The organism is Streptomyces sp. NPDC025651 (assembly GCF_055558735.1).
In genome coordinates, this window is sequence record NZ_JBVHLZ010000001.1 from 291,295 (window position 1) to 315,101 (window position 23,807).

Annotated in this window: 20 protein-coding genes and 1 tRNA gene; 7 read left to right on the forward strand and 14 right to left on the reverse strand. The window is 69.7% G+C overall.

From position 1 onward, the window contains the following. The first annotated feature begins 516 nt into the window (after window positions 1-516). A complete protein-coding gene (locus tag ACZ4D5_RS01305; RefSeq protein ID WP_467770252.1) occupies window positions 517-1,560 on the forward strand; it encodes a chitinase in 1,044 nt (347 codons plus the stop codon). Between the two features lie 56 nt (window positions 1,561-1,616). Here ACZ4D5_RS01305 and ACZ4D5_RS01310 read toward each other — a convergent pair whose 3' ends face one another. The 7 genes from ACZ4D5_RS01310 to ACZ4D5_RS01340 all read right to left on the reverse strand — a co-directional run bounded on the left by ACZ4D5_RS01310 (window position 1,617) and on the right by ACZ4D5_RS01340 (window position 11,692). Beyond that, window positions 1,617-3,266: a bifunctional aspartate transaminase/aspartate 4-decarboxylase gene (locus tag ACZ4D5_RS01310; protein ID WP_467770253.1), complete on the reverse strand. Its 1,650-nt coding sequence runs from the start codon at window positions 3,264-3,266 to the stop codon at window positions 1,617-1,619. A gap of 36 nt (window positions 3,267-3,302) precedes the next feature. Further along, complete coding sequence (aspT, locus tag ACZ4D5_RS01315; RefSeq protein WP_467770254.1) at window positions 3,303-5,006, reverse strand: aspartate-alanine antiporter; 1,704 nt, start codon at window positions 5,004-5,006, stop codon at window positions 3,303-3,305. A gap of 3 nt (window positions 5,007-5,009) precedes the next feature. Beyond that, entirely contained in the window at window positions 5,010-6,686 is a 1,677-nt protein-coding gene (aspT, locus tag ACZ4D5_RS01320) for an aspartate-alanine antiporter (protein ID WP_467770255.1), read from the reverse strand. 115 nt (window positions 6,687-6,801) lie between these two features. After that, window positions 6,802-8,325: a glycoside hydrolase family 1 protein gene (locus ACZ4D5_RS01325; protein ID WP_467770256.1), complete on the reverse strand. Its 1,524-nt coding sequence runs from the start codon at window positions 8,323-8,325 to the stop codon at window positions 6,802-6,804. Between the two features lie 104 nt (window positions 8,326-8,429). Next, the gene (locus ACZ4D5_RS01330) at window positions 8,430-9,329 is read right to left on the reverse strand and encodes a carbohydrate ABC transporter permease (RefSeq protein WP_467770257.1); all 900 of its coding nucleotides are present in this window, start codon (window positions 9,327-9,329) and stop codon (window positions 8,430-8,432) included. Between the two features lie 9 nt (window positions 9,330-9,338). Then, window positions 9,339-10,355 carry a carbohydrate ABC transporter permease gene (locus tag ACZ4D5_RS01335; RefSeq protein WP_467770258.1) on the reverse strand — a complete coding sequence of 339 codons (1,017 nt, stop codon included), beginning with the start codon at window positions 10,353-10,355 and terminating at the stop codon, window positions 9,339-9,341. A gap of 5 nt (window positions 10,356-10,360) precedes the next feature. After that, complete coding sequence (locus ACZ4D5_RS01340) at window positions 10,361-11,692, reverse strand: ABC transporter substrate-binding protein (protein WP_467770259.1); 1,332 nt, start codon at window positions 11,690-11,692, stop codon at window positions 10,361-10,363. A 299-nt stretch (window positions 11,693-11,991) separates the two neighbouring features. On the opposite strand from ACZ4D5_RS01340, the gene ACZ4D5_RS01345 reads away from it, so the two are divergent. From ACZ4D5_RS01345 to ACZ4D5_RS01355, 3 genes are all read left to right on the forward strand, one after another. Beyond that, window positions 11,992-13,047 (forward strand): LacI family DNA-binding transcriptional regulator, encoded by a 1,056-nt coding sequence (locus ACZ4D5_RS01345; protein ID WP_467770260.1) that lies wholly within the window; start codon window positions 11,992-11,994, stop codon window positions 13,045-13,047. Between the two features lie 357 nt (window positions 13,048-13,404). Continuing rightward, window positions 13,405-13,902, forward strand: a complete 498-nt coding sequence (locus tag ACZ4D5_RS01350; protein ID WP_467770261.1) for a hypothetical protein — start codon at window positions 13,405-13,407, stop codon at window positions 13,900-13,902. 15 nt (window positions 13,903-13,917) lie between these two features. Next, on the forward strand, window positions 13,918-14,121 hold the full coding sequence (locus tag ACZ4D5_RS01355) for a hypothetical protein (protein WP_467770262.1): 204 nt from the start codon (window positions 13,918-13,920) through the stop codon (window positions 14,119-14,121). 89 nt (window positions 14,122-14,210) lie between these two features. Here ACZ4D5_RS01355 and ACZ4D5_RS01360 read toward each other — a convergent pair. The 4 genes from ACZ4D5_RS01360 to ACZ4D5_RS01375 all read right to left on the reverse strand — a co-directional run bounded on the left by ACZ4D5_RS01360 (window position 14,211) and on the right by ACZ4D5_RS01375 (window position 17,065). Beyond that, a tRNA-His gene (locus ACZ4D5_RS01360) sits at window positions 14,211-14,283 on the reverse strand. A gap of 111 nt (window positions 14,284-14,394) precedes the next feature. Continuing rightward, entirely contained in the window at window positions 14,395-14,997 is a 603-nt protein-coding gene (gene orn / locus ACZ4D5_RS01365; RefSeq protein WP_467770263.1) for an oligoribonuclease, read from the reverse strand. A gap of 10 nt (window positions 14,998-15,007) precedes the next feature. Beyond that, the gene (locus ACZ4D5_RS01370; protein ID WP_467770264.1) at window positions 15,008-16,237 is read right to left on the reverse strand and encodes a GlxA family transcriptional regulator; all 1,230 of its coding nucleotides are present in this window, start codon (window positions 16,235-16,237) and stop codon (window positions 15,008-15,010) included. Window positions 16,238-16,624: 387 nt separating this feature from the next. Next, complete coding sequence (locus tag ACZ4D5_RS01375) at window positions 16,625-17,065, reverse strand: hypothetical protein (protein ID WP_467770265.1); 441 nt, start codon at window positions 17,063-17,065, stop codon at window positions 16,625-16,627. A 355-nt stretch (window positions 17,066-17,420) separates the two neighbouring features. On the opposite strand from ACZ4D5_RS01375, the gene ACZ4D5_RS01380 reads away from it, so the two are divergent. Both ACZ4D5_RS01380 and ACZ4D5_RS01385 read left to right on the forward strand, forming a co-directional pair. Further along, window positions 17,421-17,945: a universal stress protein gene (locus ACZ4D5_RS01380; protein ID WP_467770266.1), complete on the forward strand. Its 525-nt coding sequence runs from the start codon at window positions 17,421-17,423 to the stop codon at window positions 17,943-17,945. 197 nt (window positions 17,946-18,142) lie between these two features. Beyond that, window positions 18,143-18,709, forward strand: a complete 567-nt coding sequence (locus ACZ4D5_RS01385; RefSeq protein WP_467770267.1) for a GPR1/FUN34/YaaH family transporter — start codon at window positions 18,143-18,145, stop codon at window positions 18,707-18,709. Between the two features lie 191 nt (window positions 18,710-18,900). Here ACZ4D5_RS01385 and glmS read toward each other — a convergent pair whose 3' ends face one another. The 3 genes from glmS to ACZ4D5_RS01400 all read right to left on the reverse strand — a co-directional run bounded on the left by glmS (window position 18,901) and on the right by ACZ4D5_RS01400 (window position 21,998). Then, window positions 18,901-20,718, reverse strand: a complete 1,818-nt coding sequence (gene glmS / locus ACZ4D5_RS01390; RefSeq protein WP_467770268.1) for a glutamine--fructose-6-phosphate transaminase (isomerizing) — start codon at window positions 20,716-20,718, stop codon at window positions 18,901-18,903. 10 nt (window positions 20,719-20,728) lie between these two features. Continuing rightward, complete coding sequence (locus ACZ4D5_RS01395) at window positions 20,729-20,986, reverse strand: hypothetical protein (RefSeq protein WP_467770269.1); 258 nt, start codon at window positions 20,984-20,986, stop codon at window positions 20,729-20,731. Window positions 20,987-21,107: 121 nt separating this feature from the next. Next, on the reverse strand, window positions 21,108-21,998 hold the full coding sequence (locus tag ACZ4D5_RS01400; RefSeq protein WP_467770270.1) for a DUF4429 domain-containing protein: 891 nt from the start codon (window positions 21,996-21,998) through the stop codon (window positions 21,108-21,110). A gap of 171 nt (window positions 21,999-22,169) precedes the next feature. On the opposite strand from ACZ4D5_RS01400, the gene ACZ4D5_RS01405 reads away from it, so the two are divergent. Then, window positions 22,170-23,762 carry a beta-N-acetylhexosaminidase gene (locus ACZ4D5_RS01405; RefSeq protein ID WP_467770271.1) on the forward strand — a complete coding sequence of 531 codons (1,593 nt, stop codon included), beginning with the start codon at window positions 22,170-22,172 and terminating at the stop codon, window positions 23,760-23,762. Window positions 23,763-23,807: the final 45 nt, after the last annotated feature.

The window sequence follows — 23,807 nt, forward strand, 5'->3', positions numbered from 1 at the left end:
GCGCAGTTCCCCGCGCCCCTGAGGGGGTTGTCCTGTGGTGTGTTGCCTGCGGGTGCGTCGTGGTTGCTTGCGCAGTTCCCCGCGCCCCTGAGGGGGTTGTCCTGTGGTGTGTTGCCTGCGGGTGCGTCGTGGTTGCTTGCGCAGTTCCCCGCGCCCCTGAGGGGGCTGTCCTGTGGTGTGTTGCCTGCGGGTGCGTCGTGGCCGCTTGCGCAGTTCCCCGCGCCCCTTGCGGGGTTGTCCTGTGGTGTGTTGCCTGCGGGTGCGTCGTGGTTGCTTGCGCAGTTCCCCGCGTCCCTGACAGGGGCCGAGCTGAACGCCCCCGTCAGGGGCGCGGGGAACTGCGCGACAAGCCCCCGCCAACCCGCAGACGAACGACCTTTAACCACCCCCGATCTCTCCCTTAAGCGCACCCTAAGATCCCCAACACCAGCCAGAGTTACCCCTTTTGTCGCGCCCCGCACGGCTAGCGTGCAGTCACATCCCCACCCCCCCGCACAGCAAAAGGCAGGCAACGCCATGACCCCCACGCACCGCCGTACAACGCGCACCCGCTCCAAGGTCATCGGCGGCCTCGTCGCCGCCTCACTCGTCGGCGGCGGAGCCTTCCTGTTCTCCGGAACGGCCCTCGCGACCAAGGCCGCCCCGGCGAAGAAGACCCCCGCCAAGGCCCCCGCCAGGTTCGCCCCCTTCGTCGACACCTCCCTCGCCCCCGCCTACGACCTCCTCGACACCGCCAAGAAGACCGGCGTCAAGGAGTTCAACCTCGCCTTCGTCACCTCCGGCGGCGGCTGCGACCCCCTGTGGGGCGGCGCCACCGCCCTCGGCGACGACAAGGTGGCCTCGCAGATCGGAGCGCTGCGCGCCAAGGGCGGCGACGTCCGCGTCTCCTTCGGCGGCGCGGCAGGATCCGAACTGGGCCTGAAGTGCGACAGCGCGGCCTCCCTCGCCAAGGCGTACGGCAAGGTCGTCGACACGTACGAGCTGACCAAGGTCGACTTCGACATCGAGGGCGCGGCCCTGCCGGACACCGCCGCCAACACCCGCCGCGCCCAGGCGATAGCGAAGCTCCAGAAGCAACACCCGGGCCTGGACGTGTCGTTCACCCTGCCGGTGATGCCCGAGGGGCTGACCCGGCCGGGCGTCGACCTCCTCGCGAACGCCAGGAAGAACGGCGTGAAGACCTCCGCCGTCAACATTATGGCGATGGACTACGGGCCCGCCTACAGCGGCGACATGGGCACGTACGCGACCCGGGCCGCGACCGCCACGCACAAGCAGGTCAAGACCGCGCTCGGCCTCTCCGACAAGGCCGCGTGGAAGGCCGTCGCGGTCACCCCGATGATCGGCGTCAACGACGTCACGACCGAGGTCTTCAAGGCCGACGACGCCGCCGAGCTCGTGAGGTTCGCCAAGGCCAAGGGCATCGGATGGCTGTCGATGTGGTCCTCGACCCGCGACAAGGCCTGCCCCGGCGGCACCTCCAACTCCGCGCAGCCCACCTGCAGTTCGATCGAGCAGCGGCCGCTGGCCTTCACCAAGGCGTTCGCCGCCTACAAGTAGCCACCACCCCCAGGTGCCCCGGCCGGAGCCCCCCACCCGGCCGGGGCACAGCCCGCCTAGGCCTTCGACGCCCGCCACTCCTCCGCGTAGTCGTTGAAGATCTGCCGCAGATGGTGGCCGATCTTGAGGTAGTCCAGGTCGTCGAGGTTGGCGAGGGAGACCCGCACCGACCACTGCGGGCCCTCGAAGCCGCCGCCGTTGAGCAGCACCACACCGGTCTGTTCGGCGAGGCGGAACAGCGGGTCGACGGGCTCGTAGTTCTTCTCCAGGAAGTCCGCGAAGTCCTTGCCGAACTCCAGCTCCGCCTCGGCGAGCAGGTCGAGTTCGATGTAGTACCCGGCCCGCTTGTCGTCGTCGCTGATCCTCATCTGGACGCCTTCGAGGAGCAGGTCGAGCCGCTGCCGCACGATGGCGCGGATCTTCTCCTTGTACGCCTGGCCCTCCTCCAGCATGTCGAAGAGGGAGAAGAGGACCATCATCATCTGCTGCGGCAGCGACTGCCCCGCCGTGTGGTTGAGGGCCACCTGCCGCGAGTCGGCCACCAGGCGGTCGATGAACTTGATCTTCTCGGGTTCCAGGGTCAGCGTCCCGTACCGCTTGTTCAGCCGGTCCTTCGCCTCCTGGGGGAGCCGGGCGAGCATGTCGTCCAGGACGTTGTCGTCGTGCAGGCCGATGACGCCGAGCCGCCAGCCCGTGCAGCCGTAGTGCTTGGAGTACGAGTACACGAGCAGGGTGTTGCGCGGCAGGTCGGCGGCGATGGAGCGGAAGCCCGGCACGAAGGTGCCGTACACGTCGTCCGTGACGATGACGAGGTTCGGGTTCGTCGACGCGACGATCGACTTGATCTGGTTCACGACGCGCTGACTCAGCGCCAGCGAGGGCGGGTTGGAGGGGTTGACCAGGCAGAGCAGCTTGATCTCCGGGTCCTCCAGCTTGGCGACCTCCTCCTCCGGGTAGCGCCACTCGCGCACCCCCGTCTCGACGAACTTGTTCGCCTCGACGTACGTGACGTCGAACTCGTAGGTGTCGAGCTCGGGGATCTCCACGTACGGAGTGAAGACCGGCACCATCAGGGCGATCTTGTCGCCCTTCTTCAACAGCCCGTTCTTCATGAGGGAGTCGAAGATGTAGCACATGGCGGCGGTGCCGCCCTCCGTCGCGAACAGCGACAGGTTGTCGCTCGGCGGCCTCTTGTCGAACATCTCGTCCGCGAGGTAGCCGCGGACGACCTGTTCCGTGTGGGTCAGGATCCGGTCGGGGACCGGGTAGTTGTCGCCGACCGAGCTGTCGGTGAGCTCGTGGACGAAGGCGTCCTTGTCGAAGCCGAAGCGCTCGACGGCGTACGCGACGCACTTCTCCAGGAGTTCGATGCCGGGCAGGTCGGGGTGGCGGCGCACGAACGTGTCGAACCGCTCGCCGGAACCCGCCAGTTCGGGCATGCCGCCGAGGTTGTCGGCGGTCCACACCCGCCGCGACTCCGAGAGCGCGAAGTAGCCGAGCGCGTAGAACGCCTCGCGCGGCCCCGTCGCCACCCAGTTGGGGTTGCCGCGGCCGGCGTTGAGCATCTGGACCGACGACTTGTCCTTCTGGCCCGGCTGGTCGGCCTGCGCCTTCTGGGCCAGGTCGATGAAGACGTTCTTCAGCTCGAACGGGGAGAGCTGGGAGTACTCGTGGATCTGCTCGCGGGAGATGCTGCTCTTGGGCACGGTGGGTCCTTAGGTCTGCCGAGAAGGCCGGTGTTCTCAGTGGTGGAGGAGGACGATGACGGCGCCCCAGATGGTCAGGAGGACGTTGGACACGGCGTACGGGATCGTGTAACCGAGCGTCGGCACCTGGGACTTGGACTGTTCGTTGATCGCGCCGATCGCCGCCGTGGTGGTCTGGCCGCCCGCGAGGACGCCCATCAGGATCGGGAAGCGGATCCTCTGGACGTAGTGGCCGACGACGAAGCCGACGAGCAGCGGGATCACGGTGGCGACGGCGCCGAAGACGAGGAGTCCCCAACCGGCCGTCGACAGACCGCTGGTGAAGCTCGGCCCCGCGTTGATGCCGACGACCGCGACGAACAGGCAGAGCCCGAGCGTGTCCATGAACCACTGGGCGCCGGGCGGGACATTGCCGTACGTCGGGTACTTGCCGCGGATCCAGCCGAAGACCAGGCCCATGATGAGCGCGCCCCCCGACGTCGAGAGCGAGATCGGCACGCCGCCGGCGGTCAGCGCGGGGATGCCGAGGCAGCCGCCGAGGAAGATGCCGAGGCCGACCCAGATCATGTCGGTGGCGAAGGACGTCGGCACGGGCCTGCCGATCTCCTTGCCCGCCGGGTCCACCAGACGCCTGGGCCCGGTGAGGATCAGGGTGTCGCCGCGCTCCACCTTGGTCGAGAGCCGGTAGGGGAACTCGGAGCCGGAGCGGAACAGCTTGTCGACGTAGACGCCGACCATGAAGGGCTCCGCCCGCAACTCCCCGATGGTCTTGCCCAGTTGGGCCTTCTCCGAGGCGACGACGTGCAGGGTCTCGGTCTGGTAGCCGAGCAGCTCCACGTCGTCGGCCTCGCCGCCGACGTGGGTGCGCGCGTCGTAGGTGACCAGGTCGCCGCGGATCGCGCTCATCGCCACCACGTCGCCCGCGCGCAGCACGGTCCGCTGGTCGTGCGGCAGGACGGCGCCGTCGCGCCGCACCCCGGTGATGTACAGGCGGCGGCCCAGCTCCCTCTGCTGGTTCTCGAAGTCGTCGATGGTGCGGCCGACCACGTCGGGCCGCTCCACGGTGTAGGCCCGCAGGACCACCTCGTAGTAGCCCTCGCCGAGGTCGGGATCGTCGGCCGGGGCGTCCAACTCCTTGGCGAGCGCGGCGGATTCGGCCGCCATGTCCCTGCGGTACAGCTTCGGCAGGATGTTCGCGAGGAGCAGCGCGCACAGGATCGTGCCGAGCGGATAGCAGACCGCGTACCCGATGGCGACGAGGTTCTCCTGCTCCTTGACGTCGCCGGAGGAGAGCCCCGGCAGATTGCCGATGGCGTCCTGCGCGACACCGATCACGGCGGACTGCGTGAGGGCCCCGCCGAGCAGGCCCGCCGAGAGGCCGGGGCCGTAGCCGAGCAGGGCCGCGAAGCCCCAGCAGACGAGCAGGCCCGTCACGCACACCACGACCGCGTTGAGGACCTGCGGCAGGCCGTCCTTCCTCAGTCCGCGGAAGAACTGCGGGCCGACCTTGTAGCCGAGGGCGAAGAGGAACATGGTGAAGAAGAGGTTCTTCACCGTGCCGTCGATCGTCACCTTGAACTGCGCCCCGAGCAGCAGGCCCGCGATCAGACAGCCGGTGACGGCACCGAGCCCGATGGCCTTGTAACGGATCTTCCCGACGAGGAAGCCGAGGGCCACGGTGATGAAGACCAGCAGTTCGGGGTGGGGCTGGAAGATGTTCCGGTCGAGGAAGTCGATCATTTCTCACGCTCCCAGCACGCCGACGAGGATCGGCCCGGTCAGCGGCAGCAGGAAGTTCGAGAGCGCGTACGTGATCGTGTAACCGAGCATCGGTACGGAGCTCTGGGCCGTCTGGGTGACCGAGGTGATCGCCGGGGTCGAGCACTGCTGACCCGCGATGGCGCCGATCAGCAGCGGCGGCTCGATCTTCAGGAGCTTGCGCCCGATGACCAGGGAGAGCGTCGCGGGGATCAGGACCATCGCGATCCCGGCGAACGGAAGCAGCGCCCCGTACTCCTTGAGCAGCGGCCAGGCCTGCGGCCCCGACACCAGACCCGTACAGGCGATGAAGACCGCGAGGCCCATGTCCTTGATGGTCCCGGCGGCCTGCGGCGGGAAGGCGCCGAAGGTCTGCTTGCGGGAGCGGAACCAGCCGAAGAGCAGCCCGGAGATCAGACAGCCGCCGCCGGTGCCCAGCGACATCGGGACGTCGCCGAACTTCACGACGACCTGCCCGAGCAGGGAACCCGCCGCGATGCCGAGCCCCAGGTAGATGAAGTCGGTGGCGTCGTTCTTGACGACCGCGCCGATCTTCGCGACCAGCTTGTTCAGCCCGGAGCGCGCGCCGACCAGGGTGAGCACGTCGCCGCGGTGCAGCGTCGTGTCGCCGGCCGCGGGCAGGTGCTGGTCGCCACGGAGTACGTCGGTGACGTACACCCCGTCCTCGACGAACTCGGGGTGGGCCTGCTGCAGCTGGTCGACGGTGAGGCCGTCCGACGCCTTCTCGGTGACGGCGACCTGGCTGGTGGCGAGCGGGGTGTCGACGCCGGGGATGCCGGGCGTCTCGGGGCCGATGAGGTGTCCGGCCTCGATGGCGTTGGCGCGCCTTCCGACCACCAGGACCAGGTCGGAGAGGGTCAGCGCGAGGCCGGGCGCCGGGGTGAGGAGTCTGCTGCCGCGCTTGACGGCCTCGACGGTGATCCGGCCGCCGAGCTCGCTCTCCAGGTCGCCGACTGTTCTGCCGTCGCCCGCCGTCACCAGATAGGTGCGGCCGACCATGCCGGGCAGCGCCGCGCGCTCGTCGGCCTCCAGACCGCCGCCTCCGCGCATCTTCTCCCACAGCTCGCGCGAGGCGTCCCGCAGATTGACGCGCAGGAGCATCGGCATGATCTGGCTGGTGTAGATCACGATGGTGACCAGGCCGAAGAGGTAACAGACGGTGTACGCGGTGGCCACGTGCCCCTGGTACTCGGTGATCTGCGCCTGCGTGAGGCCGCCGAGCTTGGCGATGGACTCGGTGGCCGTGCCCACCACGGCCGACTCGGTGGCGGCTCCCGCGAGGATGCCCGACGCGGTGCCGACGTCCAGGTCGAAGGCCTTGGCCAGGCCGAACGCGATACCGAGGACGCAGACCAGCTCGATGCCGCAGAGCGCGAAGAAGCGCAGGCTCTTGCGGTTGAGGTTGGCGAAGAACTGCGGGCCCGCCATGTAGCCGAGGGCGAAGATGAAGAGCGCGAAGAAGATCGTCTTGACGTCGTCGGAGACGGTGACCTTCGTCCAGGCGCCGAGGAGCAGCGAGACGATCAGGGTGCCGCAGATGCCGCCGAGGGTGATGGGCCCGACGCGCACCTTGCCGACCAGGTATCCGAGGGCGAGACAGAGGAAGAGCGCCAGCTCGGGGTGATCACGGAGGACTCCCACGGGCACTCACCGTGCCCGTTCTGTGGCGGTACGTATGGAATGCGGCATATCCGCAAAATAAGGAGCCGAGTGGTCGCCTGCCACTCGGCTCCACGTGCCGCCCTTCCGTCCGGACTCAGCCCGCGCCCTCCCGGGACTCGGCCCGCGCGTCCTCCCGGACTCGGTCCGCGACCTCCCCGGGCGCCGCCGCAGGCAGCTCCCCGGCGGCGGCGACCTTCGCGTACCAGTGTGCGCTGGACTTCGGGATGCGGGCCTGCGTCTCGTAGTCGACGTAGACCGCGCCGAACCGCTTGCTGTAGCCGTACGCCCATTCGAAGTTGTCCAGCAGCGACCAGAGGTAGTAGCCGCGCACATCGGCGCCCGCCAGGATCGCCTCGTGCACGGCGGCGAGGTGACCGTGCAGATAGCGGATGCGCTCGGGGTCGTGCACCTGACCGCCCGCCCCGGGCTTGTCGTCGTAGGCCGCGCCATTTTCCGTCACGTAGAGCGGAACCCCAGGAGCCTGAGCGGTGTACTCAAGGAGAAGGTCCTTCAGACCGGTCGGATCCACCGGCCAGTCCATGGCGGTGAGTTCACCGGGCGCCCGGTGGAAGGAGACGTGCTCGTCGGCGCCCGGCCAGGGGGAGTTCTCGCTCGCGCCGTGCCCGTCGAGGCGCGGCCGGCCGTGCTCCCCGGACCTGTCGGCCTCGGCGGCCGACACGACAGCGGGGGAGTAGTAGTTGATGCCGAGGAAGTCCAAGGGATGGTGGGCGATGCGCAGATCGCCGTCCCGGACGAAGGACCAGTCCGTGACGCGCGCGGTGTCGGCCAGCAGATCGTCGTCGTACGCACCGTGCAGCATCGGCCCGGTGAAGACGCGGTTGGCCAGCGCGTCGATCCGGCGCCGCGCGTCCTGGTCGGCTGCCGACGGGGTGAGCGGGCGCACCGCGCTCGGATTGAGGCTGACGCCGATCCGCGCGCGCCCCGGCAGGGCGGCGCGCAGCGCCTGCGCGCCCAGGCCGTGCGCGAGGTTGAGATGGTGAGCCGCGCGCAGAGCGGCCACGGGGTCGGTGCGGCCCGGGGCGTGCACCCCCGAGCCGTAGCCGAGGAAGGCGCTGCACCACGGCTCGTTGAGCGTCGTCCACATCTCCACGCGGTCTCCGAGCGCGCCGGCGACGATCCCGGCGTACTCCGCGAAGCGGTGGGCGGTGTCCCGCTCGGGCCAGCCGCCGCCCGCCGCCGAGCCGCTGGGGAAGGCGTCCTCCAGCTCCTGCGGCAGGTCCCAGTGGTAGAGGGTGAGCATCGGCCGGATGCCGTGCGCGAGCAGCTCGTCGACGAGCGCGCGGTAGAAGTCGAGGCCGCGCTGCACGGCGGGCCCCCGCCCGGTGGGCTGCACCCGCGACCACGACACCGAGAAGCGGTACGCGGACAGGCCCAGGTCCGCCATGAGCCGCACGTCGTCGCGCCACCGGTGGTAGTGGTCGACGGCGACGTCCCCGGTGTCACCCCCGAGCACCTTGCCGGGCGTATGGCTGAACGTGTCCCAGATGGACGGCGTCCGGCCGCCCTCCCGCACGGCCCCCTCGATCTGGTACGAGGCGGTCGCGGCACCCCACAGAAACTCGGGCGGAAAGGTCAGACGAGCGGTGGGCGAAGACATAGGAGCGCTCCCATGGGTCGTACGGAAAGGGGGAGTTGACGAGCCGGCGAACAGCAGGGGAGGGAGGGGAGGGGGGAGGGGGGAGGGGAAGGGGAGGAGCAGGCTCAGCCTTTGACCGCGCCCTGCATGATCCCGCCCACGATCTGCTTCCCGAACAGCACGAACGCCAGCAGCAGCGGCAGCGTCCCGAGCAGCGCGCCCGCCATGATCACGGACTGGTCCGGGATGTTCCCGCGGCCGAGCCCGGCCAGTGCCACCTGCACGGTCGGTTCGCCCTCCTGGGTCAGGGCGATGATCGGCCAGAAGAAGTCGTTCCACGCCATGACGAAGGTGAGCATGGCGAGGACCGCCATCGCGGGGCGCGCGGCGGGGAAGACCACGTGCCAGATCACGCGCCAGCTGCTCGCGCCGTCCACCCGGGCGGCCTCGATCAGCTCGGTGGGCAGCGCCTCCTTGAGGTACTGCCGCATGAAGAACACCCCGAAGGCGCTGACGAGGGTGGGCAGGATGACGGACTGCAGCTGGTCGGTCCAGCCCAGCTTCGCCACCACCATGAACAGCGGGACGACGCTGAGCTGCGGCGGCACCATCATCGTGCCGATCACGAGCAGCAGCAGGAAGCCCCGGAAGCGGAAGCGGAGCTTGGCGAAGGCGAAGCCCGCGAGGGTGGAGAAGAGCACGGTGCCGAGCGTGATGGTGCCCGCCACCACCAGCGTGTTGAGGAGGGCCGCGCTCATGTTGGCGTCGGTCCAGGCGATCTCCAGGTTCTTGAGGAGATTGCCGCCGAACCAGAAGGGAGGAGGGGTCTCGGCGAGCCGGGTGTTGTTGCGGGAGGCCGCGATGGCCGTCCACACCAGCGGGAAGAGCGAGCCGACGGTGAACAGGATCAGTACGGCGTACGTGATCTTCCCGCCGTGCAGCTGGCGCCCGGCGCCGCGCTTCCTCGAGCGCCGAGGGCGCCGCTCGCGGGGCCCGGTGGACCTGGTGGACAAGGTGGTCGTCACGTCATCCCCTCACGCGCTCTTGCGGATGCGGCGGCTGATGGCCCAGTTGACGAGGCCGATCAGCACGAGAATCAGGAACATCGTCCAGGCGATCGCCGAGGACCGGCCGAGGTGCTGGTTGAACCAGCCCTGTTCGTAGAGGTAGAGGCCGAGCGTCTGGAACTGGTGGTCGGAGCCGCCGGTGGGGCTCGCGCCCTGGCTGAACAGCAGGGGTTCACCGAAGAGTTGGGTCGCCCCGATCGTGGAGACCACGCAGGTGAACAGGATCGTCGGCCGCAGCGAAGGGATCGTGACGTGCCGGAACTGCTGCCAGCGGCTCGCGCCGTCCAGGGCGGCGGACTCGTACAGATCGTGCGGGATGGCCTGCATCGCCGCCAGGTAGATCAGCGCGTTGTAGCCGGTCCACCGCCAGATGACGATGGCGGAGACGGCGAACTGCGCGGTCCAGTCCCCGTTCTGCCAGTCGACCGCGTCGATGCCGACCAGGCCGAGCCCCCAGTTGATCATCCCGTGGTCGGTGCGGCTGAACATCAGCACGAACACCAGCGTCGCCGCGGCCACCGAGGTGGCGTACGGGGTGAGGATCGCGACCCGGAAGAACATCGAGCCGCGCAGCCGGTAGTTGAGGAGGTGGGCGAGGCCGAGGGCCATCAGGAGCTGGGGCACGGTCGAGAGCAGCCCGATGGTGAAGGTGTTGCGCAGCGCGTTCCAGAAGAACTCGTCGTCCAGAAGGCGCGAGAAGTTGCGCAGTCCCACCCACTCCATGTCGGTGGGCGTGCCGAGCTCCACGCGGTGCAGCGAGGCCCAGCCCGTGTAGAGCAGCGGGAAGAGCCCGAAGGCGACGAAGAAGAGGAAGAAGGGGGCGATGAAGGCGTAGGGACTCCACTTGACGTCCCAGCGGTAGCGGCGGCTGCGCCGTGCCCTGCGGCGCTCGTCGGCCGGGCCGGCGGATCGTGTGGTGGCCTTGGCGCGGGGGACCGCGCCCTCCTCCTGGGAGGGCGCGGCGGTACTGGCGTCGCTCGTCATCCCGGTCACTGGTCCAAAGCGTTGTCGATCGTCTTCGCGGCCTTGTCCCAGGCCTTGTCGGGAGCGGTTCCCTTCTGGTCGACGCCGAGCATCCCGGTGTCGGCCAGGTACTGGGAGATGATTCCGTCCTTGGGGCCGATGGGCTGGACCGGCACGCCCTCGGCGGCCTCGGAGAAGATCTGTCCCACGGGCGCGTTGCCGAAGTAGGGGTTCTTGGCGTCCTTGACCTCGGGCAGGTCGTAGGCGGCATCCGCGCTCGGGAAGCTGGCCCGTTCGTCGAAGAGCTTGGCGAGCTGCTTGGGCTCGGTCAGCCAGGCGGCGAGCTTCGCGGCCTCCTCCTTGTTCTTGCCCGCCTCGGGCACGGTCAGGAAGGAGCCGCCCCAGTTGCCGGGCTTGGGCGAGGCGGCGACGTCCCACTTGTCCTCGCCCTTGTCGCCCGCCTTGTCCTTGATGTAGCCGAGCATCCAGGGCGGGCAAGTGAGCGTGGCGAAGGAGCCGTTGGAGATGGCCTGGTCCCAACTGGGCTGGAACTGCTGGAGCTTGGCGGTCAGGCCCGACTCGGCGAACTCGGCGGCGAGGTCCCAGCCCTCCTTGACGGTGGCGCTGTCCTTGTAGATCAGCTCCCCGTCCTTGTCGTAGAACTTCTCCTTGCCCGAGGCGTGCACGGCCGCCATCACGCCCGTCGCGCCGTCCACGAAGGCGGTGCCGTCGGGGGCCTTGGCCTGGTAACGCTTGCCCGCGGCGAGGTACTTGTCCCAGCTGCCGGCCCAGAGCTTGCCGACCTCCTCGCGGTCGGTGGGCAGCCCGGCCTTCTCGAAGAGGTCCTTGCGGTAGCAGATGCCGGTCGGGCCGATGTCGGTGCCGAGCCCGATGGTCCTGCCGTCCTTGGTGGTGCCCTGCTGCCACTTCCAGTCGAGGAAGTCGTTCTTGTCGACGCCGGCGACCTTGCCGAGGTCCATCAGCTTGGCGGAGTGGGTGCCGGTCAGCTCGGCGATGTTGCCGACCTCGACGGCCTGGATGTCGGAGAGGCCGCTGCCGCTGCTGAGGTGGGTGAGCAGCGCGGGCCAGTAGTTCTCGTTGCGCTGCACGGAGTTCTGCTTGATGGTGATGTCCGGGTGGAGCTTCTCGTACTCCTTGTAGAGGCCTGCCTCCTGCAGGCCGAAGGCCCCGAAGACGCCGATGGTGAGCGTGGTCCTGCCCTTGCCGCCTCCTCCGCCGCCCGTGGAGCCGCCGGGCTCCTCCTTGTCCTCGGCGCAGCCGGCGAGCAGGCCGGCGGCGAGGGCGGTGACGGCCGCGAGGACCGTCACCCTGCGGGACGTGCGAGTCCTGTGGCGCATTGCGTCCTCCTCTGCCCTGACGTGCCGACCGCCCTCGGTCAACTGGAGTGATGCGGCGGAGAGTTGGGGATGTCCGACGCGGGCGGGGAACGTGCGGGTCGTGTAAGAGCCAGGTACGGTGGGAGCGCTCCCATGTGTGATGTCTTGAAGAGTCGCGGCTCGCCGCGGGGGTGTCAAGGCGGCGGACGCCAAGAGTTGAAGGCATCCGCCGGGCGGTGGCCGAGCCGCGTCCGGCGGCCGGACGGGCCCTGGTCCGGGTGGCGGTACCGGCTGTTAGATTCGCGTGGTGGGAGGCAGGGATGGGGACTCGTCAGCCCAGGGGGCGCAGCGGTGGGCGGCCCACGCTCGAAGAGGTGGCGGCCCGCGCGGGCGTGGGGCGCGGCACCGTGTCCCGGGTGATCAACGGTTCGCCCCGGGTGAGTGAGCGCACCCGCGCCGCCGTGGAGGAGGCGGTGGCCGAGCTCGGTTATGTCCCGAACACGGCGGCCAGGGCGCTCGCCGCCAACCGGACGGACTCGATCGCGGTCGTCGTCCCCGAGCCGGAGTCGCGCTTCTTCGCCGAGCCGTACTTCTCGGACATCATCCACGGCGTGGGCCAGGCCCTCGCCGAGACGGACATGCAGCTCCTGCTGACCTTCGCGGGCGGCGACCGGGAGCGCAGGCGCCTGGCCCAGTACCTGGCCGCACACCGGGTGGACGGCGTCCTGCTCGTCTCGGTGCACGCCGACGACCCGCTGCCCGACCTCCTGGAGCAGCTGGAGATCCCCGCGGTGATCAGCGGCCGCAGGTCGGCGGACGAGACGCTGGCGTCGGTGGACTCGGACAACTTCGCGGGGGCCCGCGCGGCCGTCGGCCACCTCCTGGAGCGCGGCCGCCGCTCGATAGCGACGATCACGGGCCGCCTGGACGTGTACGGGGCCCAGCGCCGCCTGGACGGTTACCGCGACGCTCTGGAGAGTGCGGGGCGCGAGGCCGACGAGGCGCTGATCGCGCAGGGGGACTTCACCGAGGAGGGCGGCCGCCGCGCGATGGCCGAGCTCCTGGAGCGCGTCCCGACCCTGGACGCGGTCTTCGCGGGCTCGGACGTGATGGCGGCGGGCGCCCGCCAGGTCCTGCGCACGGCCGGGCGCCGGATACCGGAGGACGTGGCGCTCGTCGGCTTCGACGACTCCGCCATCGCCCGCCACATGGACCCGCCTCTGACGAGCGTGCGCCAGCCGATCGCGGAGATGGGCCGCACGATGACGGACGTCCTGCTCGCGGAGATCGCGGATCCCCGCCCGGCGGCCTCGCGCCGCCTGCAGCGCCCGCAGATCGTGCTGCCCACGGAGCTGGTGCGGCGGGCGTCGTCCTGACCCTCGTGACCCTTGTCACAAGAAAGGGAAAAGGGCTGGTAAAGGGAGGGTCAAGGGGGCGACCGCCCAAGTGTGCGTGAGGCGGGGCGCGTTGGGCACGGCTCCGCGTCATCGGCATCGCGCGGGAACTCCCCTTCCGCCACTCCTCGCCCGCCCGGCGCCCTCACGCGAAGTTCGACACGTCTGTAGAAGGTCGTTACGGTCTCCTCCGAACTGTTCCGCGCAAACCTATGGGGGGTTGACGTGCGCGCATTCTCTGCCGTCGTCATGGCCGGTGTTTCCGCCGCCGCTCTGATCGCTGTCGGTACTTCTCCGGCTCATGCTTCAGAGGACATTCCGTCCGACTATTCGGGCGAAGTGTTCGCCGACGACGTCGTTGTCGAAGACATTCCCGGTGAAGAGGTGACTCCGGAGGACGAGGAGGAGGTGAAGGCCCCCGACCTGACGGATCTGCCCGACGGGGCCGTGCGGTCGGCGACGGGTTCCACGCCGCTCGGCGTCTTCACGTACTCGCACGGGGGAGTGACCATCAAGGTGCCCTCCGGCTGCTTCCTGACCCACTCGGTCAAGGGCTCGGGCAAGAAGGTCAACAGCCAGATAGCCGGCGTCGACTGTGTGGGTCCCGCGGCGCTCGGCTCGCGGTTCTGCAACGCCCGCCTCGAATTCCATTACGCGGACACCGCGGGCAAGACGTACAAGATCAAGCGAGGGCCGCTGCGGACGAAGTGTTACACGGGTACATTCCCCACCTACAAGATCGGGGCACACACGCTGCCCAAGTACGGAAAGGCCTGCGCGCAGCTCTTCGTCAACGGGAGCCGTAAAGCGGTGCAGTGCCACTTCATCACCAAGTAGGCGGTGATCGTGGATATGGCGTACAGCTCTCGCAACTGGTGGACCGAGATGGCGATCGGGGTCCTGGTCACCGTCGCCTGCACGGCGCTGCTGCTCGGAGTGGGCGTCTGGGCGCTGGAGGGGCGCGGCGGGACGGTGAACCTCCTGAGCTGCCTCGTGCCCGGCCTGGCCGTGGGCATCTGGTCGGCCCGCCGCTATCGCCGCCGTCACTCCGCCTGACGGAAACGACCGTCTGACGGAAACGACCGCCTGACGGAAACGACTGAGGGCCCGATCCGCTTTCGCGGATCGGGCCCTCAGGCCTTCAGGGTGAGTGACGGGACTTGAACCCGCGGCCACCTGGACCACAACCAGGTGCTCTACCAACTGAGCTACACCCACCATGTCCGGTCGTTTGTCGTTCTTCCGACCGGCCGAGAAAAAGTGTACAGGGTCCGAAGGGGTGCTCGCGCACACGTTTCTCGGACCCCGTACACAGGGCCTCCCGCGGGGCTACTCCGCAGGCAGGACGTGCTTGGCCGCGATCGACTTCGCGGTGTCCGAGTCCGGGCCGGGCTGGGGCACGAAGATCGCCTCGCGGTAGTAGCGCAGCTCGGCGATGGACTCACGGATGTCGGCGAGCGCGCGGTGGTTGCCGTTCTTGTCCGGGCTGTTGAAGTACGCCCTCGGGTACCAGCGCCGGGCCAGCTCCTTGATGGAGGAGACGTCGACGATCCGGTAGTGGAGGTACTCCTCCAGTGTCCGCATGTCCCGCAGCAGGAAGCCGCGGTCGGTGCCGACCGAGTTTCCGCACAGCGGAGCCTTCCGCGGCTCCTTGACGTGCTCACGTACGTACGCCAGGACCTGCTCCTCGGCGTCGGCCAGCGTGGTGCCGCCGGCCAGTTCGTCGAGGAGCCCCGAGGCGGTGTGCATGGTGCGCACCACCTCGGGCATGGTCTCCAGCGCCGCGTCCGGCGGGCGGATCACGATGTCCACACCTTCGCCGAGCACGTTCAGTTCCGAGTCGGTGACCAGTGCGGCCACCTCGATAAGTGCGTCATCCGTCAGCGAGAGCCCGGTCATCTCGCAGTCGATCCACACCATGCGATCGTTCATGCGTCTTACCCTACGGCGCACTCCTCTGGCCGGGCAGAGGCGGACGACCTGGCGCGTACGCGTCCGAGTGCGGCTTGCCGGGCTCGGTGGGCACGGAGGCCGAGGGCCCGAGCGCGCTGGCTGCCGCCGTGCGCCGGGTCTGGGTCGGCACCGGGCCCGCCTCCACGAGGGAGGGCATCACCTGTGGCGCCGCCGACGCGGCCTCCAGCGCCCGCTCGCCCTGCGGCCTGCGGGCGCGGTAGGCGGCCCGGTAGGCGGCGGGGGACGAGCCCAGCTGGCGCCGGAAGTGTCCCCGCAGTGCCACCGGAGAGCGGAAGCCGCAGCGGCCCGCGACCTCGTCGACGGAGTAGTCGGACGTCTCGAGCAGCCGCTGTGCCTGGAGCACCCGCTGGGTGATCAGCCACTGCAGCGGCGCGCTGCCGGTGAGCGAGCGGAACCTGCGGTCGAAGGTCCGCCTGCTCATGTAGGCGCGCGCGGCCAGCGTCTCCACGTCGAACTGCTCGTGGAGGTGCTCAAGCGCCCAGGCGACGACCTCGGCGAGCGGGTCGGCGCCGATCTCCTCCGGTAAAGACCTGTCGAGGTAGCGCTCCTGGCCGCCGGCCCGGCGCGGCGGCACGACAAGCCTGCGGGCGAGCGCGCCCGCCGCTTCGTTGCCGTGATCCGTGCGCACGATGTGCAGACAGAGATCAATTCCGGCCGCGGTTCCGGCGCTCGTCAGGACGTCTCCGTCGTCGACGAACAGTTCGCGCGGATCCACGTGTACGGACGGATAGCGCTTGGCCAGCGTCGGTGCGTACATCCAGTGGGTGGTCGCCGGGCGCCCGTCGAGCAGGCCGGCCGCGGCGAGCACGAACGCCCCCGTGCACAGCCCGACGATGCGGGCACCCTCCTCATGCGCGCGGCGCAGCGCGTCGAGCGCCTCCGGCGGTGGCGGCGATGTGATCGACCGCCAGGCCGGCACCACGACGGTGCCCGCTCGGCCGATCGCCTCCAAGCCTTGTGGCGCGGTGAGTTCGAGCCCGCCGGTGGTCCGCAGGGGTCCCTCCTCGCCGGCGCATACGAGCAGCCGGTAACGGGGGACTCCGGCGTCCTGCCGGTCGATGCCGAACACGGAGAGCGGTATGGAACTCTCGAAGATGGGACCACCGCTGAAAAGAAGCACCGCTACGATCTCTCGGCGGCGGCGCCCCGAGAGCTTCCGAGCCGCGGCCTCCGGCGCGGCAGTGGAGTCGTGGCTCATGGTGCTAAACCCCCCTCGGTCGTCGCGGCTCCCTGTTCTTGACGGACCTGTCGCTCCTGCACGTTTCCCCTCGGTCCTCCACCAGTCCCCCGCCGTAATGCAGTCAAGATCGAATCTACTGTGTCCCGTGCCACCGGGGTGACCAGTTCAGCACCCGGCAGATTGTCGACATGGCAACTTGGCGTGAAGCATTCGATCACGAAGCGTTGCACTCGGGGGGCTTGCTGGGAAGTGCGCCTCCGCGCCATGGCCGGTCCCCATAGGGTGCGCACGGCCTCAGGGCGCCTTTCAGCCCTGGTCGGACGAGGGTTCAGGGCCTGTTCGGCCAAGGAATGCATCACTCCCGGAAGTTGGCTGAAAAGCTACGGGAGCGTGTGTGTGAATCGGTCAGTCGACCGGCGCACGTTCGGCAAGTTGCCGCGTGCCCCTGTGCGCTCCGGGGGTCGTTCTGCCGTGCCGTCCGCGGTGCCCGTTGTTCTGTTCTGCAAGCAGTCGCGCGGCGCCCCGCTCGGACTGCCGGAGCAGTACCCGGCAGACCCCGGTGACGGCCGCGAGGCCCAGTGCCGCGCCGGCGGCGCCCGCCAGTGAAGTCCCGTACCCCACGAGGACGACGGGGACCAGGACGCAGCTGAACGCGGCCCAGCGCACCACGTCGCTCGCCGAGTCCTGCGGGGGCGCGCCCTGCGGCTCCTGGGCGCGCGGCGCGGGCACGCCCGCCGGGCGGCGCTCGTGCGGCCCCTCGGGCGCGCGCCGACGGCCGTGCTCGGCTTGCTCGGGTGAAGCAGTGGGGCGAGTGGAGGGTGGGGACGCGGTCGAGGGTCCAGGCACGGCGTGCTCCCTGTGGCGGTGGCGTACGGAGGTTAAACGCGTGGTCCCTCGGTGGGTCACTGGAAGAGGCGCCCGGTGGCGCCGGACGGGTGGGCAAACCGCCTGTAGGAGGCAGCAACCATTGCCATACGGGCGAGGCTCATGCATGCTCCGGTGAACGCCGGGAGGCCCTGTGGGCGGCCCGGCGCGGGCCCGTGCGGGCTCTTCACGAGCTCTGGGCAGGAGAGGAGTGTCGCCGTACCCTTGGGGGTATGGGGTTGGGAAGATGATTCCCGGACGACCTTCCAGGTCCTGAACTTCCGCACCACCTGAAAACGCCGACCCTCCCACAGAGGACTCCTTCGCCGAGACACCGATGGCCGGTCACGAATTCTCCGAACCCGCGGACCGCAAGCGGCAGGTCGCCGATCCGACGGCGACCCCCCGAGCGGCGGAAGAACCACGTCACTCCTGCGATCCCGCCTTCCAGCACGGCGTGGTCGTCGGCTTCGACGGCTCGACCTCCAGCGAGCGTGCCCTCGCCTACGCGATCGGGATGGCCCATCGCTCGGGCTCGGGCCTGATCATCGTGCATGTCGCCAACCGGCTGCCCACCACGGTGTGGGCGGGGTGCGAGCCCCCCGTCTTCGTCGACGTGCCGGACCACCGCACCGAGGTGCTCGGCCTCGAACTGGCCTGCGCGGACTATCTCTCCGAGGTGCCGTGGATCCTCGTCGAGCGCGGCGGCGACATCTGCCACGAGCTGGAGGAGGTCGGCCGCGAGTACAGCGCGGACGCGATCGTCGTCGGCTCCACGCACGGCATCGTCGGCCGCATCTTCGGCTCCGTGGCGGGGCGCCTGGCGCGGCGGGCGCAGCGGCCCGTGGTCGTCATTCCGTAACGCCCCGTCGCCGCAGGTGGGATGAGGAAGTCGAACCTTCAACTCCCTTTCTGACGCGGCTTGGTGAGCAGATAAATCTACTCGTGCGTAGAGGTGGTTTGTGCCCTTGTGAAGGGTACATAAAGGTCGCCGGTGCGCTTCGCGCGGACCGGCACCGCGCAGCACGACCGCACAACTGCACATGAAGGGAGCCCGCCGTGGACAACGACGTCTCTGCGGGAAGCACCACCTCGACTCTCGGCCATCTCGCCCTGGGGCTCACCCTGTTGGCCTTCGGACTCGGTCACACCGAAGTGATCGACGGCGTGACGGCGGCGGACGCCGCCTCCCTCGCCACGTTCGTCGGCGGGATCGCCCTGTTCATCGCCGGTCTCTTCGCCCTCCACGACAAGGACGTGTCCACCGGCACGGCCTTCGCCGCGCTCGGCGCCCTCTGGTTCACCTGGGGCACGGCCGACGCGCAGGTCTCGGCGAACGCCGCGGGCCTCTTCCTGCTGCTCTTCGCGCTCGTCGCGCTCAGCCTGACCCTCGGCGCGGCCGGCGGTCCGGTCCTCACGCGCGGTACGTACGGGCTGCTCTTCGTGGCGCTCGTCCTGCTCGCCGTCGCGCAGTTCGCCGACAGCGCGGGCCTCGGCAAGGTCGGCGGCTGGTTCGCCGCGGTCGGCGGGCTCCTTGCCTGGTACGGCGCGACGGCCGCCCTCGCCGACTGGCCGACGGCCCTCCCGGGGCGCCCGGCGGGCCGGGGAGTGACGGCCGCCGGCTGAGCCGGGCGCGGGCCGGGGTAATGGGCGACCCTGGCCCTCTGGGAACGGGTCCCATGTGCTGGTGGCACACATGGGGCCCGTTCCGTTTGTTTGCCGTCTGCGGGTTCGTGGGGGCTGGTCGCGCCCACGCGGCGGAGCCGCATATGTCACAGCCCCGCGCCCCTTACGGGGCGCCTCCTGCGGGCCTGCTTCTACTCCACCGTCACCGACTTCGCCAGGTTCCTCGGCTTGTCGATGTCCCGGCCCAGCGCCAACGCCGTGTGGTAGGCGAGGAGTTGGAGCGGGATGCCCATCAGGATCGGGTCCAGCTCGTTCTCGTTCTTCGGGACGACGATCGTCTGGTCGGCCTTCTCCTGCTCCTGGTGCGCGACCGCGAGGATCTTGCCGCTGCGGGCCTTGATCTCCTCCAGGGCGGCGCGGTTCTTCTCCAGGAGGTCGTCGTCGGGGACGATCGCGACCGTCGGCAGCGCCGGCTCGATGAGGGCGAGCGGGCCGTGCTTCAGCTCGGACGCGGGGTAGGCCTCGGCGTGGATGTACGAGACCTCCTTGAGCTTGAGCGAGGCCTCCCGGGCGACGGGGTAGCCGCGTACACGGCCGATGAAGAGCATCGAGCGGGCGTCCGCGTACTGCTTGGCGATCTTCTTGATCTCGTCCTCCTGCTTGAGGACCTCCGAGATCTGGCCCGGCAGCTTGCGCAGGCCCTCGATGATGCGCTTGCCGTCGGAGACCGACAGGTCGCGGATGCGGCCCAGGTGCAGGGCGAGCAGGGCGAAGGCGACCGTGGTGTTGGTGAAGCACTTGGTCGAGACGACGCAGACCTCCGGGCCCGCGTGGACGTACACGCCCGCGTCCGCCTCGCGGGCGATCGCCGAGCCGACGACGTTCACGACGCCGAGGACGCGGGCGCCCTTGCGCTTGAGCTCCTGGACGGCGGCGAGCACGTCGTACGTCTCGCCGGACTGCGAGACCGCGATGTAGAGGGTGTCGGGGTCCACGACCGCGTTGCGGTAGCGGAACTCGCTCGCGGGCTCCGCGTCGGCGGGGATGCGGGCCAGCTCCTCGATCATCTGGGCGCCGATCATGCCCGCGTGGTACGAGGTGCCGCAGCCGAGGATCTTGACGCGGCGCACCTTGCGGGCGTCGTGCGCGTCGAGGTTGAGGCCGCCGAGGTGCACGGTGGAGAAGCGGTCGTCGATGCGGCCGCGCAGGACGCGGTCCACCGCGTCGGGCTGCTCGAAGATCTCCTTGTGCATGTACGTGTCGTGGCCGCCCATGTCGTACGACTCGGCCTCCCACTCCACGGTGGTCGGCGAGGCGGTCGTGCGGGAGCCCTCGGTGGTGTACGTGCGGTAGTCGTCGGCCTTGATGGTGGCCATCTCGCCGTCGTCGAGGGTGACGACCTGGCGGGTGTGCGAGACGAGCGCGGCGACGTCCGAGGCGACGAACATCTCCTTCTCGCCGATGCCGAGGACCACGGGGGAGCCGTTGCGGGCGACGACGATGCGGTCGTTGAAGTCGGCGTGCAGGACGGCGATGCCGTACGTGCCCTCGATGTGGCGCAGGGCCTCGCGGACCTTCTCCTCAAGGGTGTCCGCCTGGGAGCGGGCGACGAGGTGGGTGAGGACCTCGGTGTCCGTCTCGGAGAGGAACTCGACGCCGTCGGCGGTGAGCTTGGCGCGCAGCTCGGAGGCGTTGTCGATGATGCCGTTGTGGACGACGGCGACCTTGCCGTCCGCCGACAGGTGGGGGTGGGCGTTCTCGTCGGAGGGGGCGCCGTGGGTGGCCCAGCGGGTGTGGGCGATGCCGGTCGTGCCCTTGAAGCGGGCGGGGACCTTGGCCTCCAGGTCGCGGACGCGGCCCTTGGCCTTGACCGTCTTCAGGCCCGTGGCCTTGGGGCTCGTGACGGCGATGCCCGCGGAGTCGTAGCCGCGGTACTCCAGGCGCTGGAGGCCTTCGAGGAGGAGCGGGGCGACGTCACGCTTGCCGATGTATCCGACGATTCCGCACATAGAGGGTGTCCTAGCCGTAGACGATGCGGCGCAGCTGCCTGAGGGTGAGCTCGGGCGGCGCGACCGCGCGGTATGAGAGGTCCGCCGAGATCTGCTGGAAGATCGCCGCGTTCAGCAGGCCCTGACCCTGCAGTTCGCGGTGGCGGCGACGGACGAACTGTTCGGTCGTCTCGTCGAAGTAGGCGAGTACGTCCTGGACGACCCGCAGGGCTTCGCCCCGCTGGAGCGGGGTGCTGCGGGTGAGGTGATCCACCAGGTCGTCGTGCATTCGTTGATCCTGGGGTATCGGATGGGCATTCGCAAGAATCCTGCCCGGAATCGGGCAGGGACGTGTCGGAACGGGCCACGAAGGAGCCCGTGAAGGGGCCCGGGGGTGGCGCGAAGAGCGCTCACATCCGCTTCAGGACCGCCTGCTTGGCCGCGCTGAACTCGTCGTCGGTCAGGATCCCGGACCGGTGCAGCTCCCCCAGCTCCCGCAGCCGCCGCAGCAGCGCGTCGTGGTCGTCCTCCGCGGCGGCCGCCGCGGAGGACGCCTCCGTCAGGGCGGGCGCGGACTCGGGGGACGCGTCCCTGCCCGGTCCCGCGGGGTGCGGCAGACGGGCCTGGACCGCGGCCGCCACCAGCGCCATGAGCGGGTCCTTCTTGAAGCCCCACAGCTCGACCGAGTTCGGGTCGTACTTCGGCGGGGCCTTGGTCGGCGCGTTCTTCACGGTGAAGCGGAGGTATCCGTTCTCCAGGCCGACCGCCGGCTGCCACTCGACCGCCGCGACATCGGCCAGCGCCAGCGAGCGCGTACCGGACGCGGACTTCGCCTCCTCCGTCTTCCAGTTCCACTCCAGGCGGATGTGCTCCCCGTCGAAGCTCGCCGTGCCGTCCCCCGCCGAGACGGACAGCGGCACGGACGGGCCCGCGAGGAGGTAGGCCTCGCAGGACGCGGCCGGGACCTGTTCGATCAGATGGGCGTTGCGCACCTCGTCGACCAGGTACTCGGCGACCCCGTACCGGTCGGGCTCCACCGTCAGCTGGTACGGGTCCGCGGAGTCCGTCAGCTTTCCGCCCGTCGCCTGCAGGAGCGGGTCGGCGCCGTCGCGCAGGCGCAGCCTCAACCGACCCGACTTCTTGCCCTGTTCGAAGGCGATGCCCGCCAACGCCCGCAGGGGTACGGCCAGTTCGCCCAGCGTCTTGCGCAGCAGGGACACGCTCTTGTCACGGCCCGGCACAAGGCGCAGCGTCTCCCCGTCGAAGGTCCAGGTCCCGTCGCGCTGGATGATTTCCGCCATGAGGGGATTCTCGCACCGACCACCGGCGGACGAGGTCTACACCCCTTGACCCCTTGTGGGGGCCGGGTTACCAATGAGGGTCGTTCGATTGTGATGCACCACAGATGCGCCATTGCGGCGCCGGCCCGTCGAAGGGATCCGCTTGTGAGACTGCACAGAAGATCGACACGAATGCCACGCCTCTTCGGCTCGCTGCTGCTCGTGGCGGCCGCCGGAATCTCCTGCTTCGCGGCCGCCCCCGGCTCCCGGGCGGCGGGGCCCGACGTCACCCCGCTCGGCCAGGTGGTGCCCGTCCCCATGAAGGCCGAGCCGGGCGGGCCCGGGTACGAGATCACCGCCAGGACCCGGATCCGCGTCGGCGGCAAGGCCGAGGAGCGCCGCGTCGGCGAGTACCTCGCGAAGGTGCTGCGCCCCTCCACCGGCTATGAACTGCCCGTCACCACCCGCAGGGGCGGCGACGGCATCCGGCTGCTGATCAGCGCCGAGCCCGCGAACAAGGACCTGGGCGACGAGGGCTACCGGGTCGTCTCCTCGCGCGGCTCCCTCACCATCACCTCGCGGACGGGCGCGGGGCTCTTCCACGGGGTCCAGACGGTGCGTCAGCAACTGCCCGCCGCCGTCGAGGAGAAGACCGAGCAGCCGGGGCCGTGGCGGATCGCGGGCGGCACCGTCACGGACGCGCCGCGCTACGGCTACCGCTCCACGATGCTCGACGTCTCACGGCACTTCTTCACCGTCGACCAGGTCAAGCGCTACATCGACCAGGCGGCGCTCTACAAGATGAACAAGCTGCACCTGCACCTGAGCGACGACCAGGGCTGGCGCATCGCCGTCGACTCCTGGCCGCGCCTGGCGACGTACGGAGGCTCCACGCAGGTCGGCGGCGGCAAGGGCGGCTACTACACGAAGGCGCAGTACGCGGAGATCGTCGCCTACGCCGCCTCGCGGTATCTGGAGGTCGTCCCCGAGATCGACATGCCGGGGCACACCAACGCGGCCCTCGCCTCGTACGCGGAGCTGAACTGCAACGGCGTCGCCCCGCCCCTCTACACCGGCACCGAGGTCGGCTTCAGCTCGCTGTGCGTGAAGAAGGACGTGACGTACGACTTCGTGGACGACGTGATCCGTGAGCTCGCCGCGATGACGCCCGGCCGATACCTCCACATCGGCGGCGACGAGGCGCACTCCACCAGCCACGAGGACTTCGTCGCGTTCATGGACAAGGTGCAGCCGGTGGTCGCCAAGTACGGCAAGACGGTGCTGGGTTGGCACCAGCTGACCGGCGCCAACCCGGCCAAGGGCGCCGTCGCGCAGTACTGGGGCTACGACGGGACCGGCGCCGCCGAGCGCGAGCAGGTGGCCGCCGCCGCGAGGAACGGCACCAAGCTGGTCCTCTCGCCGGCCGACCGCTCCTACATCGACCACAAGTACACCAAGGACACGCCGCTCGGCCTGTCCTGGGCGGGCTACGTCGAGGTGCGGCGCTCCTACGACTGGGACCCGGGGACGTACCTCCAGGGCGCGCCCGCGGACTCGATCCTCGGCATCGAGGCGCCGCTGTGGACGGAGACCCTCTCCACCACGGACCACCTGGAGTACATGGCCTTCCCGCGGCTGCCCGGCATCGCCGAGCTCGGCTGGTCGCCCGCGGCCACGCACGACTGGAACACGTACAAGGTGCGGCTCGCCGCGCAGGCCCCGCGCTGGGAGGCCCTCGGCATCGACTACTACAGGTCGCCGCAGGTGCCCTGGCCCGCCAAGTGACCTGTCGGGTCGGCCGACTTGTTCGGGTGACATGAACGATCGACA

Excerpts from the sequence above, each read along its gene's own strand:
- ACZ4D5_RS01305 (WP_467770252.1), top strand. The coding sequence starts at position 517 with ATGACCCCCACGCACCGCCGTACAACGCGCACCCGCTCCAAGGTCATC.
- aspT (WP_467770254.1), bottom strand. The coding sequence starts at position 5,006 with ATGATCGACTTCCTCGACCGGAACATCTTCCAGCCCCACCCCGAACTG.
- ACZ4D5_RS01325 (WP_467770256.1), bottom strand. The coding sequence starts at position 8,325 with ATGTCTTCGCCCACCGCTCGTCTGACCTTTCCGCCCGAGTTTCTGTGG.
- ACZ4D5_RS01335 (WP_467770258.1), bottom strand. The coding sequence starts at position 10,355 with ATGACGAGCGACGCCAGTACCGCCGCGCCCTCCCAGGAGGAGGGCGCG.
- ACZ4D5_RS01340 (WP_467770259.1), bottom strand. The coding sequence starts at position 11,692 with ATGCGCCACAGGACTCGCACGTCCCGCAGGGTGACGGTCCTCGCGGCC.
- ACZ4D5_RS01345 (WP_467770260.1), top strand. The coding sequence starts at position 11,992 with ATGGGGACTCGTCAGCCCAGGGGGCGCAGCGGTGGGCGGCCCACGCTC.
- ACZ4D5_RS01355 (WP_467770262.1), top strand. The coding sequence starts at position 13,918 with ATGGCGTACAGCTCTCGCAACTGGTGGACCGAGATGGCGATCGGGGTC.
- orn (WP_467770263.1), bottom strand. The coding sequence starts at position 14,997 with ATGAACGATCGCATGGTGTGGATCGACTGCGAGATGACCGGGCTCTCG.
- ACZ4D5_RS01370 (WP_467770264.1), bottom strand. The coding sequence starts at position 16,237 with ATGAGCCACGACTCCACTGCCGCGCCGGAGGCCGCGGCTCGGAAGCTC.
- ACZ4D5_RS01380 (WP_467770266.1), top strand. The coding sequence starts at position 17,421 with ATGGCCGGTCACGAATTCTCCGAACCCGCGGACCGCAAGCGGCAGGTC.
- glmS (WP_467770268.1), bottom strand. The coding sequence starts at position 20,718 with ATGTGCGGAATCGTCGGATACATCGGCAAGCGTGACGTCGCCCCGCTC.
- ACZ4D5_RS01395 (WP_467770269.1), bottom strand. The coding sequence starts at position 20,986 with ATGCACGACGACCTGGTGGATCACCTCACCCGCAGCACCCCGCTCCAG.
- ACZ4D5_RS01400 (WP_467770270.1), bottom strand. The coding sequence starts at position 21,998 with ATGGCGGAAATCATCCAGCGCGACGGGACCTGGACCTTCGACGGGGAG.
- ACZ4D5_RS01405 (WP_467770271.1), top strand. The coding sequence starts at position 22,170 with ATGCCACGCCTCTTCGGCTCGCTGCTGCTCGTGGCGGCCGCCGGAATC.